Below are 17,805 nucleotides of genomic sequence, written 5' to 3'. Positions count from 1 at the left end.
ATGGCCTCCCTGACTTCAACGTGAGACCTTATTGCATGTCCGCGAAAAAAGCGGTTTGACATACATCAATCGCTTTCAAAAGGACACACGGCCGGTGGCAGACCCTTATTTCTTTGGCTATGGCAGCCTCGTGAACCTGTCGACCCACGACTTCCCCGATCCGCACCCGGCAAAGTTAAAAGGCTGGCGGCGCGCCTGGCGGCATACCGATCTGCGCCCCGTTGCCTTCCTGACCGCAATCCCGGACCCGGACTCCCAGATCGAGGGCATGATCGCGCATGTGCCCAAAAACGACTGGGCCGCGCTGGACGAACGCGAATGGGCCTATGACCGCGTTCCCGCCACCCAATCGGTAACGCATCCCCTCACCCACAATGTGGAAATCGCCGTCTACTCCGTCCCGCAGGGCCGCCATACGGACCCGACCAACCGCCATCCGTTGCTGCTCAGCTATATCGACGTGGTCGTACAGGGATACCTGCGGGCTTTTGGCAAAGATGGCGCCCACCGCTTCTTCGCTACGACCGACGGGTGGGACGCACCGATCCTGAACGACCGATCCGAGCCCCGCTACCCGCGCCACCAGCAGCTGAAACCGCACGAAACTGCGTTCGTGGACGCCCGCCTGCAAAACCTTTCGGCAAACCTCGTCCATGCCCTGTAAAAAAGGACCGAGGTCAAAACCACCGGCCCTTCTTCTCGTTCCAAATACGGTTGCCGAAGGCACGCGCCGCACAGGCGCGTTCCCTTACCCGCGCGCGCGGATAACCTGAAGCAAAGGCAGTAGCGCCGCCATCTCCGGCCCCCGCTCCATCCCCGTCAGCGCCTTGCGCAGCGGCATGAACAGACCCTTGCCCTTACGGCCTGTGGCCTCTTTCACAGCTTTGGTCCATACCCCCCAGGTCTCGCCGTCAAACGGGCCTTCGGGCAGCAGCGCCACCGCCTCGGCGATAAATTCCTGATCCTCATCATCGATCAGCGGCTCAGCCCCATCGCGGCACAGCTCCCACCAGCCCTTCAGATCAGCCAGGGTGGTGATGTTCTCACGCGCCATGGCCCAGAAAGGCTCGGCTAAGTCAGAGGGAACACCAGCGTCTGCGACGGCATTGGCAACATCGGCCAGTGGCAAGGACTGCAGGTGCTTTGCAGTCAGCGGAAACAGGTCTTGCACGTCGAATTTGGTCGGCGCCGCGCCGAAACGGCCAATGTCAAACCCGTCAATCAACTCAGCCATGTCCGAGCGCAGTTCGACCGGATCAGACGACCCCAAACGCGCCATCAGGCTTAACAGAGCCATCGGCTGCACGCCCTGTTCGCGCAGATCGCGCAGGGCCAGCGTACCCAGACGTTTCGACAGCGCCTCACCCTGCGGACCGGTCAACAACGAATGGTGGGCAAAGCGCGGGCAGGCTCCACCCAGCGCCTGAATGATCTGAATCTGCGTCGCAGTGTTGGTCACATGGTCCGAACCGCGCACCACGTCCGTCACACCCATCTCGGTGTCGTCGACCACGGATGCAATCGTGTAAAGAACCTGACCATCACCCCGGATCAGCACCGGATCGGACACCGACGCCGCATCGATCGAGATGTCGCCCAGAATACCGTCATTCCACTCGATCCGCTCATGGTCCAGCTTGAAGCGCCACACGCCGTTCCCGCGTTCCGCGCGCAGGGCTTCTTTTTCAGCCTCAGACAGGTTCAGCGCGGCGCGGTCATAGACCGGCGGCTTGCCCATGTTCAGCTGCTTCTTGCGCTTCAGGTCCAGTTCGGTCGGCGTCTCGAACGCCTCGTAAAACCGACCCATCTCACGCAGCTTGTCGGCGGCCTCAGCATAGCGGTCCAAACGCTCGGACTGACGTTCGACCCGGTCCCAATGCAGGCCCAGCCACTCCAGATCCTGCTTGATCGCGTCGACATATTCTTCCTTCGACCGCTCGGGGTCAGTGTCGTCGATGCGCAGGATGAACGTGCCGCCAGCCTTGCGGGCGATCAGATAGTTCATCAGGGCGGTGCGCAGGTTGCCCACATGGATGTAACCGGTGGGCGACGGGGCGAAACGGGTGGTTGTCATAGGTGTCTCCTGTTGGCGCGGCTCTTGTCACAGGATCGGCGTTTTGTCCAGCCAAAGGCCCGTTCACGGCAACGTCAGGTGGCAAATTGACATCTTCAACCTATCTTCTTCGTGCTGGCACACACAGGGAGATTTAAAATGTCCGTAAAACTTACTCGCCGGGCTGCACTGGGTGCAGCGGCGGCTTTGCCATTTGCATCAGCCGCAACACCGCTTCTGGCCGCCGGAACCGAGACCAAGGCCAATTCGACAATCGCCAAATCCTTTCAGTTGGGCGACTTCACCGTAACCACCCTGTTGGACGGCAGCTTGCCGCGCGACGACGCGCAGGAGATTTTTGGCGGCGGCGCGACAGACGAGGAATTCGCAAAAGTCTCGGCCGAGAATTTCATCCCCGCCGACAAGGCACAGTTCTTCTTTACGCCCACACTGGTCAACACCGGATCGGAACTGGTTCTGTTTGACACCGGTCTGGGCCAGGGTGGCATTCAGGCCGCACTGAAAGATGCCGGAGTGACGCCGGACCAGATCGATGTCGTGGTCCTGACCCATATGCACCCGGACCATATCGGCGGCATGACCACAAACGAAGCGCCAACATTTGCCAACGCGCGCTTCGTGACCGCTTCGCCGGAATATGATTTCTGGGCCGCTCAGGATGCCGGCAACCGCGTCGGTGATCTGGTTGCCGCAAAGGTCACGCCTCAGGCTGAGAAAATGACCTTCCTCGGCGATGGCGGAGAGGTCGCGTCGGGCATTACCGCAGTGGCTGCTTATGGTCATACACCGGGTCACACGGTCTATCATTTGGAAAGCAATGGTCAGCGTCTGGTTCTGACCGCTGATCTGGCCAACCACTATGTCTGGTCCTTCGCGCATCCCGAATGGGAGGTCCGCTTTGACATGGACAAAGCCGCCGCCACGCAATCGCGTCGTGACGTGCTGGGCATGCTGGCGGCCGACAAGGTACCGATGATCGGCTATCACATGCCCTTCCCGGCGGCGGGTTACGTTGAAACCCGCGGCGATGGCTTCCGCTTTGTACCGGTCAGCTATCAGATGATGGGCTAAGCCCCAAAACGTTTCGGGTTTTACTTGAGACACGAATACCCTGCCACGCCTGCGGCGTTCTCGGGACATTCGTGTCGCAGAATGATTCAGGTAAAACCCGAAACGCTCTAATATCCAGGGTCCGGCCGCACCTTTGAGCCATCCGTGAATCGGGACAGGCGAAAGGCGGCCGGATCAACACACGGCGGGGTGTCGGCAACCAAATCGGCCATCAGCCGTCCCGCTGCGGGGCCTATGCCAAACCCGTGGCCCGAGAACCCGGTGGCGATGAACATCCCCGGCATGTGATCCACGCCGGAGATCACCGGCACAGCATCCGGCGTCACATCGATCATCCCAGCCCAGCTTTGTACAAGCTCTGTCTGTTCGAGCGCGGGGAACCCTTTGCGCGCCGCCGCCCAGGCTTGCCGCAGGGCTTTGGCCGAGGGCTCGGGGTCCAACACGCGGCAGTGTTCGAATGGCGTGACGTCGGTCGGCAGCCATGTCCTGTCTTGTTGCGCCTCGACACTCCAGCGTTTTGACAGCCGGAACCGCAGGGATCGCCATTCCTGCGCAAAAGCGGGCAAGAATTGGCGCGCAAGGCGGAAACTGTCCGGCACAATATCTACCGTGTTTTCATGCCCTGACGCGATGGTGTATCCGCCGTCCGCGCGCTTGCGGATCGCGAAATCGTCAGACCACAGGGCCGTTTCCGGTCCGTCCACAGGGGATGTACGCAGCACGGTGTTGAGCACTTTCAACTGCGGCAGGTCAATGCCTGCGTTCCCGGCAAAAAGGCGCGACCATGCGCCCCCGGCCAGCACCACAAAGTCACAGGCGACACGGCCCCTCTCAGTAAACACGCCCGCAACGCGGCTATTTCCCATATCGACACTGCGCACGGCACAATTGGTCATCAGCACGGCACCGCGATCCCGCGCAGCTTCGGCAATGGCCGGGGCGGCCCATTGAGGTTCCGCGCGCCCGTCCTGCGGCATATATAGCGCGCAGTCAAAATCGCCTTGATGCCCCGGCAGCATAGCGCCCAGTTCAGCGCCCCAAACCAGCTTGGCGCCAGTTTGCAGGCCATCCACATGGCGTAGCCACCGCTCCAATTGGCCCCGACTCCGTTTACCCGAAGCTCCGAAGAGAATGCCCGCGCGGGTATAGTCGGTCTTGCGCCCAATGCGTTGATCCAGCCCCTGCCACAGGTGCAGCGCCTCAAGCATCAGCGGGATTTCCCGTGGATCGCGCATCCCCAAACGCACCCACCCCCAATTCCGAGAGCTCTGCTCAGCCGCGATCTGACCCTTTTCGCACAACAGAACCGAGGCCCCACGCTCGGCCAGTTCCAACGCCGTTGACGCGCCAATGATACCGCCGCCAATGACAACAACATCCACGGCTTTGGGCAGGTGCAAATCGGGCTCAACAGGTGTGGGTTTGGGTCCGGGCATCAACCGCTCTTACGTCATGTCTTGGACCGCCATGAAGGCGCGAAGCGGCGGATCAGGCAACAGGTCTTGTGTCGCAGATAGAATGATTTTCAAAGCTTGTGGCAGACATGCCAAAAGGCGCGAAATCCTCGCGCCTTCCACATCGGAAAACCTGTTTGGTTCAGGCCGCGCCGCTCAGCTCTGCCCATTTCTGACGCAGGGTCGCAGAGAGGCCCGACTCTCTTGCCTGCGCCTCTTGATCCATCTCGGATTGCTGGGGCAGGTCCGGGAACGGAGAGCGGCTTTTCGCAGCTTCGGCTACCGACTCGGGGTCTTCGGGCTCTTCCTCGCGCAGCAGATCCGCAATTGCCGAATCCAGCTTGGCTTCGTCCAGAACCCGTCCTTCGGATTCCATGGCCTTGTACCTTAGAGGCGGGTGAAGAGGTTTGTCATATCCCTCATGCATAATAACACCAAATCGTTAACTCAGACATTTCACACGAAAGCGTGTCACCATTCAAAAATGAACTTGGGCCACGCTGCCCCATATGGGGCGTTAATCAAGCTAAAATGTGGCAAGAAAATGTCTCAATTTCAAGTGATCCCTGTCGTGATCGCCAGAAAAATCAGAATATTAGATCGAATTTGGAAACTATGAGCTCAATATTGGCGCACAGTTTCCATTTTCACGAAGCATGCCCAGATGCCAGACGTCTTTAGCTTACCCCTGATCCCGCCAGCGATTCACAATCGGGTACCTGCGATCCAGCCAAAAGGCGCGGCTGGTCAGGCGCGTCCCCGGTGCGGACTGAAAGCGCTTATATTCGCTGATAAATACCAAATGCTGGACCCGCAGCGCGTCCTCGCGATCAAAACCTGCGGCCACACACTCTTCGATTGACCCGTCCTGATCGACCAGAATGTCCAGAATGGCATCCAGAACCGGATAGTCGGGCAGGCTGTCGCTGTCCTTCTGATCTTCGCGCAGTTCGGCGCTGGGGGGTTTGTCGATCACGGACGGGCGGATCACCTCGCCCGCGGGGCCCATCATCCAGTCGCGGTGATTGGCGTTGCGCCATCGGCAGGTTTCAAACACCCGCGTTTTGTACAGATCCTTGATCGGGTTATAGCCGCCATTCATATCGCCATAGATCGTGGCGTAACCTACGGCCACTTCGGATTTGTTGCCCGTGGTCAGCAGCATCTCGCCAAACTTGTTCGAGATCGCCATCAGCAATAGCCCGCGCAGGCGGGACTGGATGTTTTCTTCGGTCAGATCGGCATTTCGTCCCGCAAACAAGGGGGCCAGGGTTTCGGTCACGGCCGCTCGACTGTCCGAGATCGGCACGTAGTCATAATGAACGCCCAGCGCCTGCGCGACCGCCTCGGCATCGTCCAGCGAGCCCTGGCTGGTATATTCCGATGGCAGCATCACGCAGCGCACATTTTCCGCGCCGATCGCATCAACGGCAATTGTCGCGACAAGGGCCGAGTCCACCCCGCCCGACAGACCCAACACCGCCTTTTTGAACCCCGTTTTGCCCATGTAATCGCGCAGGGACTGGACCATGGCGCGATAATCCTGCTCCCACTCATCCGGCTGCGGCACGATCTCGGCAGGCACGATGCGCCAGCCCGCATCCTCGCGTTCGAGATCGATATGCGTCACGGCCTCATCAAAGACCGGCATCCGGAACGCCATCTCTCCGCCCGGGTTCAGACCGAATGTGGCACCGTCAAAAACCTGATCGTCCTGACCGCCGACCATGTTGAGGTAAATCAGCGGCAGGCCGGTTTCGACCACGCGTGCCACCATGTGGTTCAAGCGCACATCGTACTTGTTGCGAAAATACGGCGAGCCATTGGGCACCAGCAAAAACTCGGCCCCGGTTTCCTCAAGCGTTTCCGCCACATCCGGGTGCCAGCTGTCTTCGCAGATCGGGCTGCCAATGCGGGTATTGCCCACAGAATAGGGCCCGCCCAGAGGCCCCGCATCATAAAGGCGCACCTCATCAAAAACCGTTTCGTTGGGCAGGTGGTGTTTGAGGGACTTGCTGCTGATCCGCCCGCCTTTGAGGATCAGATAGGCGTTGAACAGAGACCCCTCTTCGGCCCATGGGCCACCAATTGCCACGGCTGGGCCATCGGCACATTGTTCGGCAAGATCCTGCACAGCAGCCATCGCCGCCCGGTGAAAGGCGGGTTTCATCACCAGATCCTGCGTATTGTAGCCGGTGATGAACATTTCAGGGAACGCCACCAGATCGGCCCCGGCCTCGCGCGCCTGTCCCCACGCGGCCAATGCCTTGGCCGCATTGCCTGCGATGTCCCCAACCGTGGGGTTGAGTTGCGCCAGAGTGATACGGAAACGGTCGGCCATGCTGCCCTCTTGCCCTCGTCAGTCTTACTGCCATTTAGCAGATCATTGCGCGAGTGAAAGGCAAATGCAGCAAAACCCGTTGCCCTGTCCCCGCTGGTACCTTAGTTTTGCCCAAAAGTTTAAGGACCTGGCAGGCAGGAACGATTATGAAGACTTTTCGAACATTTATTTCCGCATCAACGCTGGCGTTGATCGCCGCCTCAGTCGCCGCGCAAGACGGTCAGGTGATCACCAAGGACGATGAGGTCGGCGGCGTTTACGAAGGCACATTCGTCAATGGCCTGCGGCACGGGACCGGCACCTATCGATTGCCCAACGGCTTTGAATACACCGGCGAATGGGCCGAGGGCGAAATTCAGGGCACCGGCATCGCCCGCTATGTGAATGGCTCGGTCTATGAGGGGATGTTTGCCAAAGGCCAGCCCGAAGGGCGCGGCAAGATCATTTATGCCGATGGCGGCAGCTATGAGGGGGAATGGGCCAACGGTACGATCAACGGCACGGGGCTTGCGATCTACTCCAATGGCGCGCGCTATGAAGGCGGGTTCCTGAATGCCCGGTATCACGGCAAAGGCGTGATGACCGACCCCAGCGGCTATAGCTATGAGGGCGACTGGGTCGACGGCAACAAACAGGGCACCGGCAAGATCACCTATGCCGAAGGCGGCGTCTATGAGGGCGACGTGAGCGACGGGCAACGCCACGGTCAGGGCAGCCTGACACTTGCCGACGGGATGACCTATACCGGCGACTGGACCGAGGATCGCATCACCGGTACCGGGCGCCTGGCATACCTGAACGGAGATGTCTACGAAGGCACGCTGGTCGATGCCCGCCGTCAGGGCATCGGTAAGGTCACCTATGCCAATGGCGATGTTTACGAGGGCGACTATGTCGACGACCTGCGGCATGGTCAGGGCACCTATACCGGCACGGATGGCTATGTTTACACCGGTCAGTGGACCAACGGCCTGATCGAAGGTCTGGGCGAGGTGATTTACCCTGACGGTTCCATCTATGTGGGCGATTTCAAGGCCGATCTCGCCGAAGGCAAGGGCCGCATCACCTATACTGATGGCTCAACCTATGAAGGCGACTGGATTGCCGGCGTCATTGATGGTGAGGGTGTTTCGACCTATCCCAACGGCACCATCTACCGGGGGCAGTTCCGAAACGCCAAAAACCACGGCAAGGGTATTCTGACCTCGGCTGACGGCTACAGCTATGACGGCGATTGGGTGGACGGGCTGCGCCAGGGCAAAGGCATGGCCACTTATCCTGACGGCACCGTCTATTCCGGCGATTTCCAGGCAGGCAAGCGTCAGGGTCAAGGCGAGATCATCATGGCAAACGGCTTCAGCTATTCCGGCCAGTGGACCGATGGCAAAATCACCGGCACCGGAATCGCAACCTACCCAAGCGGCGACGTCTACGAAGGCAGTTTTGTTGACGCCAAACGTCAGGGCACCGGCACCATGCGCTATGCCAATGGCGAAGAGGAAACCGGCGTTTGGGAAAACGGCGCGCTTGCTGAACCCTCGGAAACTGAGCCCGAAGCGACACCCGAGGCCACGCCGTCTGAGACCACGACCTCAGACGGTTAAACGCCCGGCATTACCAGGGCACCGGTTTACCTGCCCAGTCGAAAAACCCTCCGGTATCCTGCGGGGTCAGCTGATCGACGACAGTCAGCAGGTTCCCGGCAGCCTCATCTGGCGCCACCGCAGGGTGACGGCCAAGGTATTTGCGGGTGAAATCCGTCGCAACCGTCCCCGGATGCAGCGCCGCGCAGATGGCCTGTTTATGCGTCCGTGCCAGCTCAATCGCCGTGGTGTGGACGATCTGATTCACCGCAGCTTTTGCGGCCCGGTAGCTGATCCAGCCCCCCAGCCGATTGTCCCCGATTGACCCGACCCGCGCCGACAGGACCGTAACCACGGACCTTTGATCCCGTGGCAACAGGCGCGACGCATGCTTCAGGATCAGGGCCGGACCCACGGCGTTCAGGGCGAACTGATCCATCATCGCCTGCGCCGACACCGTTCGAATGGTCTTTTCGGGGGCGGCGTCGTTGATCTCAAGCGCGCCTGAGGCCACAAAGATCAGATCGAACGGGCCGGGCAGCGCCGCCAGCGCACGATCAACACCGTCCGGGTCGGTCAGGTCAAACCCGTCTGTGGATCGCGACAGAGAGGTCACCTCTACCGTTTGCGCCCTTAACCGCGCGGAAACCGCGTGCCCGATTCCCCCGGATGCGCCTATGATCAATGCCGTTTTCATTACGCTCAATCTAGCCGCGCGGTAGGCTGGATCAACAAAGCGCGGAAAATCAGCCCACAAAGATCGGCTCGCCCATAAATGGGTCTTTTCAATCCGGGCAGGCTCTGTATAAATCTGCCTCCATGATCAACCGCGCAGATATCCCTTTTGCCGACACCGCCCTGTGTGGTGCGTCGCTGCGTGGCCTACTGATCCTAATCCGCCTCTGAGCGTGCCATCCGGCGCGCCCGCTCAGAGGAGGACGCCCGCGCGCCATAGGCTTTAGGACAGAAGAAGAAAGAGATTCCCATGACCAACGTGACCGACCAAGACCGCGTCTTGATCTTTGACACCACTTTGCGCGACGGCGAACAAAGCCCCGGCGCGACCATGACCCATGAAGAAAAGCTTGAGATTGCCGCGCTGCTGGACGAAATGGGCGTCGACATCATCGAAGCCGGGTTCCCCATCGCGTCCGAGGGCGACTTCAAGGCCGTGTCCGAGATTGCCCAGCGCTCGAAAAACAGCCGCATCTGTGGCCTGGCCCGCGCCAATTTCGCCGATATTGACCGGTGTTGGGAGGCAGTGAAACATGCCGATCAGAACCGCATTCACACCTTTATCGGCACATCCCCCCTTCACCGCGCCATTCCGAACCTGACACAGGATGAGATGGCCGAGAAAATCCACGAGACAGTCACCCACGCCCGTAATCTGTGCGACAACGTGCAGTGGTCGCCGATGGACGCAACGCGCACAGAATGGGATTACCTCTGCCGCGTGATCGAGATCGCGATCAAGGCGGGCGCAACGACGATCAACATCCCTGATACAGTTGGCTACACCGCGCCGGTGGAAAGCGCCGACCTGATCAAGCGCCTGATCGAAACGGTTCCGGGCGCGGATGAGGTGGTCTTTGCAACCCACTGCCACAACGACCTTGGCATGGCGACCGCGAATTCGCTGGCCGCTGTTGCAGGCGGTGCCCGTCAGATCGAATGCACGATCAACGGCCTGGGTGAGCGCGCTGGCAACACCGCGCTGGAAGAGGTCGTGATGGCCCTGCGCACCCGCAATGACATCATGCCATGGCATACGGGTATCGACACCACCAAGATCATGCATATCTCGCGCCGTGTGGCGACCGTGTCGGGCTTTAACGTGCAATTCAACAAAGCCATCGTCGGCAAGAATGCCTTTGCCCATGAAAGCGGCATCCATCAGGACGGCATGCTGAAGAACCGCGAGAACTTTGAGATCATGCGCCCCGAGGATATCGGGCTGTCCGGGACGTCCCTGCCCTTGGGCAAACACTCGGGCCGTGCAGCGCTGCGTGACAAGCTGGAAACCCTGGGCTTTGATGTCGGGGACAACCAACTCAAGGATATCTTCGTGCGGTTCAAAGATCTGGCGGATCGCAAGAAAGAGGTGTTTGACGACGACCTCATTGCCTTGATGACCTTGGATGAAGAAGATGATCACCTGCAACTGGTGTCCATGAAGGTCACCTGCGGCACAGGCGGTCAGGCTGAAGCCACGGTTGAGATGGAGGTGAACGGCAAAGACGTTGCCGCCACAGAGCATGGCGATGGACCTGTTGATGCGACGTTCAAGGCAATCCGGGCGATCTACCCCAACGCGGCGCGTCTTCAGCTGTATCAGGTGCATGCGGTTACCGAGGGCACCGATGCCCAGGCCACGGTGTCCGTCCGGCTGGGCGAGGACGGCATGATCGCCACCGGCCAGTCGGCGAATACCGACACTGTCGTGGCCTCGGCCAAAGCCTATATCCACGCCCTGAACCGCCTGATTGTGCGCCGCGAAAAGGCAGGCCCCGGTGCCGATGCGCGCGAGATCAGCTACAAGGATCTGACCTGAACCAAAAGGCAAAGCCTCCCGCACCCGCGGCGGCCCGGCTTTGCCGACCCTTCTTAGGTTTTGGGCCCGGCAGCGCGCCTGCGGCGCGCTGCCGGGCCCAACTCGCTTGGCTGCATCTTTGATGCGGGCAAGCGCGGCGGGAGTATTTGGCCGTGCTGGAGGCTAAGTTAAAGCGTCTTGAACAACTCTGTCAGCCGTGTGGCCTCGTCTTCCAGACCAAATGGCGCGTTGATCAGAAACATTCCTGACCCAACCATGCGGTGCCCCTTTCGCACAGGTGCGAACCTGACCTCATGGCACAGCGTTTTCGGCAAGCTCTGAGACTGAAGTGCCGCAATCATCGGTTTGTGGAGGTTGTCCGTCAGGATCGGGTACCACAGCGCGATCACGCCGACATTCCACTTGCGGTGCAATTTACCGATGATCCCGGGCAGGCGATCATACTCCGACTTCACCTCATAGCTCGGGTCGATCAGCATCACGCCGCGCCGGGGTGTAGGGGCCAGCAAAGACTGCGCCAGCTCATAGCCGTCTTGCTTATAAACCTTGGCGCCAAAGGGCGAGAGAGCGAAATCCAAAGCCGCATGCTCTTGCGGGTGCAGTTCGGCGAAATGCAGGCTGTCCTGCTCTCTCAGCAAATTGGCGGCGATCAGCGGTGACCCCGGATAAGCCGCTTTGCCATGCCTTTGCTGCACCGCGCGGATGGCGCGCCCCAGCGGGTGGTCTGCCGCAAACCACTTATCCTGTTGGACCCGCCGGATACCCGCCTCGGCCTCGCCTGTCCGAACCGCCTCGGCCGCGTCCAGCTTGTACAGCCCGCGGCCTGAGTGGGTCTCAAGATACGTCAAAGGCTTGTCTTTTCGGGTCAGATACTCCAGCACACATGCCAACAAAGCGTGCTTTTGCACATCAGCCAGGTTTCCAGCATGGTAAATATGTTGATATGAGAGCATGTTGCCTTCTAAAGTCCCAATCAATAAGGCGGAAAGGTGCTGATTGTCGCGGAATCAGCCCTTTTACCGGGCGAGATGGCACCCTATAAGACATCCGTCCCGGAACCGTCGAGTCGCGGGCAGTAGAAATTCTGACGAACGGGATCAGTGAAAACATGGGAATCTTTGGCAATCTGGGCGGCCTGTTCACGGCGGACATGGCTATCGACCTTGGGACAGCGAACACGCTGGTTTATGTCAAAGGGCGTGGTGTGATCCTTTCTGAACCCTCGGTTGTGGCCTATCACGTCAAGGACGGCGTGAAAAAAGTTCTGGCCGTGGGCGAAGACGCAAAGCTGATGCTGGGACGCACCCCCGGCTCGATCGAGGCGATCCGCCCGATGCGCGAAGGTGTCATTGCAGACTTTGACACGGCCGAAGAAATGATCAAGCACTTTATCCGCAAGGTGCACAAACGCTCGACCTTTTCAAAGCCGAAGATCATCGTCTGCGTCCCCCATGGCGCAACCCCTGTTGAGAAACGCGCGATCCGTCAGTCGGTTCTGTCTGCGGGCGCACGCCGCGCCGGTCTGATTGCCGAGCCGATTGCAGCCGCCATCGGGGCCGGGATGCCGATCACCGATCCGACCGGCAACATGGTCGTCGATATTGGCGGCGGCACCACCGAAGTTGCGGTTCTGTCGCTTGGCGACATCGTGTACGCCCGCTCGGTCCGTGTGGGTGGGGACCGGATGGATGAGGCGATCATCTCGTACCTGCGCCGTCAGCAGAACCTGCTGGTGGGTGAATCCACTGCGGAACGCATCAAGACAACCATCGGCACCGCTCGGATGCCTGACGATGGCCGGGGTCAGTCGATGCATATCCGGGGCCGTGACCTGTTGAACGGCGTGCCCAAGGAAATCGAGATCAGCCAGGCGCAAGTGGCCGAGGCGCTGTCCGAACCCGTCCAACAGATTTGCGAGGCGGTGATGACCGCGCTGGAAACCACGCCGCCCGATCTGGCCGCAGACATCGTGGACCGTGGCGTGATGCTGACGGGGGGCGGTGCGCTGCTGGGTGATCTGGATCTTGCGCTGCGCGAACAGACCGGTCTGGCCGTGTCGATTGCCGATGAAAGCCTGAATTGTGTGGCTTTGGGAACCGGCAAAGCGCTTGAATATGAAAAACAACTGCGCCACGCGATTGACTACGAAAGCTAAGGCGCGCACCCTTTAGGGCAAGAACTCGGGCATGAGCAGCACGGGAAGGTAACCTGTGGCAAACGACCGATCACAGCGCGACGACTACACAACCCCCTTGCGCCGCCTGCTGCTGGGGATCGTGGTGCTGTGCCTGTTGGCCATTTTTCTGGTCTGGCGCATCGACAGTCCGCGCGTGGAACGGTTCCGTGCGCAGGTGGTGGACCGGGTCGTGCCCTCGATGGAATGGGCCATGGTGCCGGTCACTGCTGTGGTGAATCTGGCCCGCGATTTCCAAAGCTACCAACGCCTCAGCGAACAGAACCAGGAGTTGCGCAGCGAACTGCGCCTGATGCGCGCCTGGAAAGAGGCCGCGTTGCAGTTGGAACAGGAAAACGCCCGCCTGCTGGACCTCAACAATGTGCGGCTTGACCCGCGCCTGACCTACATCACCGGCGTTGTGATGGCCGATAGCGGCTCACCCTTCCGGCAGTCGGTTCTGCTGAATGTGGGTGAGCGTGACGGGATCATGGATGGTTGGGCCACGATGGATGGTATCGGCGTGGTCGGGCGCATCTCGGGCGTGGGGCCGGATACGGCACGGGTGATCCTGATGACCGATGCCTCAAGCGCGATCCCCGCGACCATCCAGCCATCGGGACAAACCGCGCTGATTACCGGCGACAACACCCCCTCACCCGCTGTTGAGTTTCTGGAAAATCGTGAGCTGGTCCGCCCCGGCGACCGCGTTGTCACTTCGGGTGATGGCGGCGTGTTTCCCGGCGGGCTGTTGATCGGCCAGATCACGGCTGACCCCGGCGGGCGTTTGCGCGTTCGGCTGTCGGCCGATTTCGAACGGCTGGAATTCCTGCGCGTGCTGCGGTTCCAATCGGCGCCGCGCATTGAAGACCCGGGCTCGATCGTCGGGCCGACCCGGCCCGCTGCCGCTCTGCCGCCGGTGGAGGTGGGGGATGGATAGCCAGACATCGCAGTTGTGGTCCAAGCGCGGCCTCTATTTGTTTCTGGCCGCTTTGATCCTGTTTCTGCACCTGCTGCCACTGGACACGCAACCGGATCGCTGGCCCTTTCCGGACCTTCTGATCGCACTGACCTTTGCCTGGGTATTGCGGCGGCCCGAGTTCGTGCCGACCCTGTTGATTGCTGCCGTGGTGCTGATGGCAGATTTATTGCTGCAGCGCCCGCCGGGCCTGCTGGCTGCGCTGGTTGTCATGGGGGCCGCCTACCTGCGATCCGCCGCGTTTGGCATGCGCGATATGGGGTTCGCGGGCGAGTGGTCGACCGTTGCTGTGGTCATCACAGCTGTTTTTATGCTGAATCGCGTTATTCTTGCTATTCTGTCCGTGCAACAAGCAGCTTTGGGGCCCGTTGTGATACAAGTGGTTCTGACAATCGCAGTTTATCCTCTGATCGTTCTGCTCAGTCAGAGCGCGTTCGGAGTGCGGCGCGTATCGGTCGCTGAAACGGGCACGATAGGGGCACGCGGATGAAACAGCGCAAACCCAAATCTCAGGGCCTGGCCTATAAACGGCTGCCACGCCGCGCCTTGATTCTAGGTGGGTTGCAGGCCGCCTTCATCGGGGGGCTGGCTGCCCGAATGCGGTTCATGCAGGTCGATCAGGCCGACGAATATCGCCTGCTGGCCGAGGAAAACCGGATCAACATCCGGTTGATCCCGCCGACCCGGGGCCGGATTTATGACCGGAACGGTCAGATCATCGGCCAGAACTCACCCTCTTACCGGATCGTCATGGTGCGTGAGGATGCGGGCGATGTGGACGAAGTGATCGCCAAACTGTCCGACCTGATCCCCCTGACCGATGACGAGATTGAGCGCGCCAAGACCGAGATGCGCCGCTCGGCCCCGTTCCTGCCGGTCACGCTGGCTGATCAGGTCACGTGGGAGGATATCTCGAAGGTTGCCGTCAACGCCCCTGCCCTGCCCGGGGTGATCCCCGAGGTCGGGCAAACGCGGCAATATCCGAGATACGAAGACTTTGCCCATGTGGTGGGCTATGTCGGCCCGGTCAGCGATTATGACCTCAGCCAGATCGAAGACCCCGAACCGGTTCTGCGCATTCCGCGCTTTCAGATCGGAAAGGTGGGCCTTGAGGCCAAGCAAGAGATCAGCCTGCGCGGCAAGGCCGGGGCCAAACGGGTTGAGGTCAACGCCACAGGCCGCGTGATGCGCGAGTTGGACCGGCAGGAAGGCACCGCCGGGGCCGATCTGCAACTGTCGGTCGATGCCGATTTGCAACAATACGCACAGGCCCGGTTGGCCGGGGAAAGCGCCGCCGCCGTGGTGATCGACTGCGAGACAGGCGACATCAGCGCCATCAGTTCAGCCCCCAGCTTTGACCCGAACCTGTTCGTACGCGGCATCTCGGTCGCTGACTACCGCACGCTGACAAATGACAAATACCGTCCACTGGCGAACAAAACAGTGCAGGGCACCTATCCGCCCGGATCCACGTTCAAGATGATCACCGCCATGGCCGCGCTTGAGGCCGGGGTGATTGCGCCCTCAAGCACGGTTTATTGCCCCGGTCACCTCAAGGTCGGCAGCCGCCGTTTCCACTGCTGGAAGCGAGGCGGGCATGGGACGGTCGATCTGGAAACCTCGCTCAAGCGCAGCTGCGATGTGTATTACTACGACGTGGCCCTGCGGGTGGGGATCGACAAAATCTCGGACATGGCGCGGACCTTCGGTCTGGGTGCCAAACATGACATCCCCATGTCGGCCGTCGCTGCCGGGCTGGCCCCCAATCAGGAATGGAAACAGCGCGTGCACGGTCAGGACTGGCTGGTGGGCGATACGGCCAACGCCTCGATCGGGCAGGGTTTCATGCTGGCCTCACCGCTGCAACTGGCCGTGATGACCGCACGCATTGCCACCGGGCGTGCGGTGTCACCACGCCTGGTGCGGTCTGTGAACGGGGTGGAACAGCCCTCGGGCGCGGGCGAAAAACTGGCGGTGAACCACAACAATCTGGAACAGGTGCGCCAAGCCATGTGGTCGGTGTCGAACGACCGCCGGGGCACCGCCTATCGCAGCCGCATCATCGCCGATGATTTCCGTATGGCGGGCAAGACCGGTACCAGCCAGGTTCGCAACATCACCAAGGCCGAGCGCGCGGCGGGCGTGATCCGCAACGAAGACCTGCCATGGGAACGCCGCGACCATGCGCTGTTCGTCAGCTTTGCCCCCTATGACAATCCCAAATACGCGATTGCCGTCGTGGTTGAACATGGCGGTGGAGGGTCCAAGGCGGCGGCCCCTATTGCACGCGATATCATGCTGCAGGCGCTCTATAACGGCACGCCCCCGCTTGAGGCGTATCCGGTTGCAGACCGCGACCGTATCAAGGAGCAGCAAAAAAAGCTGGAAGGTGACCGCCGCCCCAAAGCGCGTCCGTCCGAAAAGGACCGCGCATGAGCTATCTTGAATATACCGTCAAATCCACGCCTTCGGGGTTTCGCAAATTCCTCTATATGAACTGGCCGCTGACCCTGTTGTTGATCAGCGTGGCCAGCGCCGGTTTCCTGATGCTCTTTTCGGTTGCCGGTGGGTCGTGGATGCCATGGGCCGAACCACAACTGGAGAGGTTCGGGCTAGGCCTGACGGTGATGTTCATCATTGCGCTGGTGCCGATCTGGTTCTGGCGCAATATGTCCGTGCTGGCTTATCTCGGCTCAATCGTGTTGCTGATTTTCGTTGAACTGTTCGGCACAATCGGAATGGGCGCCCAGCGCTGGATCGATCTTGGGTTCATGCGCCTGCAACCGTCCGAGGTGATGAAGGTCGCGCTGGTGATGGTGCTGGCCGCTTATTACGACTGGCTGCCGTCGCATAAAACCTCGCGCCCGTTATGGGTGCTGATCCCGGTGGCGCTGATCCTCATCCCCACTGCGCTGGTCCTGAAACAACCCGATCTGGGCACTTCGATCCTGCTGCTGGCGGCGGGCGGAGGGTTGATGTTTCTGGCCGGTGTTCACTGGGCCTATTTCGCAGCCGTCATCGCCGCCGTTGTTGGCCTGATCGCCACTGTGTTCAACAGTCGCGGGACCGAGTGGCAGCTGCTCAAGGATTATCAGTTCCGCCGGATCGATACTTTTCTTGATCCATCGACCGACCCGCTGGGGGCGGGGTATCACATCACCCAATCCAAGATCGCGCTGGGATCAGGGGGCTGGAACGGGCGGGGCTTTATGCAGGGCACCCAATCGCGCCTGAATTTCCTGCCCGAAAAACACACCGATTTCATCTTTACCACACTGGCCGAAGAGTTCGGCTTTGTCGGCGGCATCACCCTGCTGACCCTGTATGGCCTGATCCTGATCTTCTGTCTGGTCACCGCGCTGTCGACCAAGGACAGGTTCTCGTCGCTGGTGACGCTTGGCATCGCGCTGAACTTTTTCCTGTTCTTTGCGGTCAACATGTCGATGGTGATGGGCCTTGCCCCGGTGGTGGGTGTGCCCTTGCCGATGGTCAGCTATGGCGGCTCGGCCATGCTGGTTTTGATGGCTGCGTTCGGCATCGTCCAAAGCGCCCATATCCACCGCCCCCGTTGATCGG

The 17,805-nt window shown here is 60.5% G+C and carries 15 protein-coding genes; 9 read left to right on the top strand and 6 right to left on the bottom strand.

Annotated features, from left to right (window positions below):
- The first annotated feature begins 94 nt into the window (after positions 1 to 94).
- Complete coding sequence (locus ACRZ94_RS17490) at positions 95 to 664, top strand: gamma-glutamylcyclotransferase family protein (RefSeq protein WP_480655326.1); 570 nt, start codon at positions 95 to 97, stop codon at positions 662 to 664.
- An 84-nt stretch (positions 665 to 748) separates the two neighbouring features.
- On the opposite strand, the gene gltX is transcribed toward ACRZ94_RS17490, so the two are convergent.
- A complete protein-coding gene (gltX, locus tag ACRZ94_RS17485; RefSeq protein WP_480797936.1) occupies positions 749 to 2,074 on the bottom strand; it encodes a glutamate--tRNA ligase in 1,326 nt (441 codons plus the stop codon).
- A 138-nt stretch (positions 2,075 to 2,212) separates the two neighbouring features.
- Here gltX and ACRZ94_RS17480 point away from each other — a divergent pair, with 138 nt between their 5' ends.
- On the top strand, positions 2,213 to 3,145 hold the full coding sequence (locus tag ACRZ94_RS17480; RefSeq protein ID WP_480655330.1) for an MBL fold metallo-hydrolase: 933 nt from the start codon (positions 2,213 to 2,215) through the stop codon (positions 3,143 to 3,145).
- Between the two features lie 107 nt (positions 3,146 to 3,252).
- Here ACRZ94_RS17480 and ACRZ94_RS17475 read toward each other — a convergent pair whose 3' ends face one another.
- From ACRZ94_RS17475 to ACRZ94_RS17465, 3 genes are all read right to left on the bottom strand, one after another.
- Positions 3,253 to 4,581: an NAD(P)/FAD-dependent oxidoreductase gene (locus tag ACRZ94_RS17475; RefSeq protein WP_480797935.1), complete on the bottom strand. Its 1,329-nt coding sequence runs from the start codon at positions 4,579 to 4,581 to the stop codon at positions 3,253 to 3,255.
- 160 nt (positions 4,582 to 4,741) lie between these two features.
- On the bottom strand, positions 4,742 to 4,975 hold the full coding sequence (locus ACRZ94_RS17470; protein WP_480797934.1) for a hypothetical protein: 234 nt from the start codon (positions 4,973 to 4,975) through the stop codon (positions 4,742 to 4,744).
- A 306-nt stretch (positions 4,976 to 5,281) separates the two neighbouring features.
- Positions 5,282 to 6,940 carry an NAD+ synthase gene (locus ACRZ94_RS17465; protein ID WP_480655335.1) on the bottom strand — a complete coding sequence of 553 codons (1,659 nt, stop codon included), beginning with the start codon at positions 6,938 to 6,940 and terminating at the stop codon, positions 5,282 to 5,284.
- A gap of 146 nt (positions 6,941 to 7,086) precedes the next feature.
- Between ACRZ94_RS17465 and ACRZ94_RS17460 the strand changes: the two genes are divergently transcribed.
- Positions 7,087 to 8,544 (top strand): MORN repeat-containing protein, encoded by a 1,458-nt coding sequence (locus ACRZ94_RS17460; protein ID WP_480797933.1) that lies wholly within the window; start codon positions 7,087 to 7,089, stop codon positions 8,542 to 8,544.
- 10 nt (positions 8,545 to 8,554) lie between these two features.
- On the opposite strand, the gene ACRZ94_RS17455 is transcribed toward ACRZ94_RS17460, so the two are convergent.
- Positions 8,555 to 9,220 (bottom strand): SDR family NAD(P)-dependent oxidoreductase, encoded by a 666-nt coding sequence (locus tag ACRZ94_RS17455; RefSeq protein WP_480655339.1) that lies wholly within the window; start codon positions 9,218 to 9,220, stop codon positions 8,555 to 8,557.
- A gap of 288 nt (positions 9,221 to 9,508) precedes the next feature.
- Here ACRZ94_RS17455 and ACRZ94_RS17450 point away from each other — a divergent pair, with 288 nt between their 5' ends.
- Complete coding sequence (locus ACRZ94_RS17450; protein ID WP_480655340.1) at positions 9,509 to 11,077, top strand: 2-isopropylmalate synthase; 1,569 nt, start codon at positions 9,509 to 9,511, stop codon at positions 11,075 to 11,077.
- Positions 11,078 to 11,244: 167 nt separating this feature from the next.
- On the opposite strand, the gene ACRZ94_RS17445 is transcribed toward ACRZ94_RS17450, so the two are convergent.
- Entirely contained in the window at positions 11,245 to 12,030 is a 786-nt protein-coding gene (locus ACRZ94_RS17445; protein ID WP_480655342.1) for a 23S rRNA (adenine(2030)-N(6))-methyltransferase RlmJ, read from the bottom strand.
- A 155-nt stretch (positions 12,031 to 12,185) separates the two neighbouring features.
- Here ACRZ94_RS17445 and ACRZ94_RS17440 point away from each other — a divergent pair, with 155 nt between their 5' ends.
- The 5 genes from ACRZ94_RS17440 to rodA are packed head-to-tail and all read left to right on the top strand — an operon-like array spanning position 12,186 to position 17,801.
- The gene (locus ACRZ94_RS17440; RefSeq protein ID WP_039523195.1) at positions 12,186 to 13,232 is read left to right on the top strand and encodes a rod shape-determining protein; all 1,047 of its coding nucleotides are present in this window, start codon (positions 12,186 to 12,188) and stop codon (positions 13,230 to 13,232) included.
- A 55-nt stretch (positions 13,233 to 13,287) separates the two neighbouring features.
- Positions 13,288 to 14,190 (top strand): rod shape-determining protein MreC, encoded by a 903-nt coding sequence (mreC, locus tag ACRZ94_RS17435; RefSeq protein WP_480797932.1) that lies wholly within the window; start codon positions 13,288 to 13,290, stop codon positions 14,188 to 14,190.
- On the top strand, positions 14,183 to 14,719 hold the full coding sequence (locus ACRZ94_RS17430; RefSeq protein WP_480797931.1) for a rod shape-determining protein MreD: 537 nt from the start codon (positions 14,183 to 14,185) through the stop codon (positions 14,717 to 14,719). The genes mreC and ACRZ94_RS17430 overlap by 8 nt, the downstream gene beginning before the upstream one ends.
- The gene (gene mrdA / locus ACRZ94_RS17425; RefSeq protein WP_480655348.1) at positions 14,716 to 16,665 is read left to right on the top strand and encodes a penicillin-binding protein 2; all 1,950 of its coding nucleotides are present in this window, start codon (positions 14,716 to 14,718) and stop codon (positions 16,663 to 16,665) included. Before ACRZ94_RS17430 ends, mrdA begins: the two co-directional genes overlap by 4 nt.
- The gene (gene rodA / locus ACRZ94_RS17420; protein ID WP_480797930.1) at positions 16,662 to 17,801 is read left to right on the top strand and encodes a rod shape-determining protein RodA; all 1,140 of its coding nucleotides are present in this window, start codon (positions 16,662 to 16,664) and stop codon (positions 17,799 to 17,801) included. Before mrdA ends, rodA begins: the two co-directional genes overlap by 4 nt.
- Positions 17,802 to 17,805 lie beyond the last annotated feature (4 nt).

It is taken from the genome of Ruegeria sp. CH10, from assembly GCF_056537125.1.
Note: the sequence above shows the minus strand (reverse complement) of the source record. Positions and strands in the feature narration are given on the sequence as shown.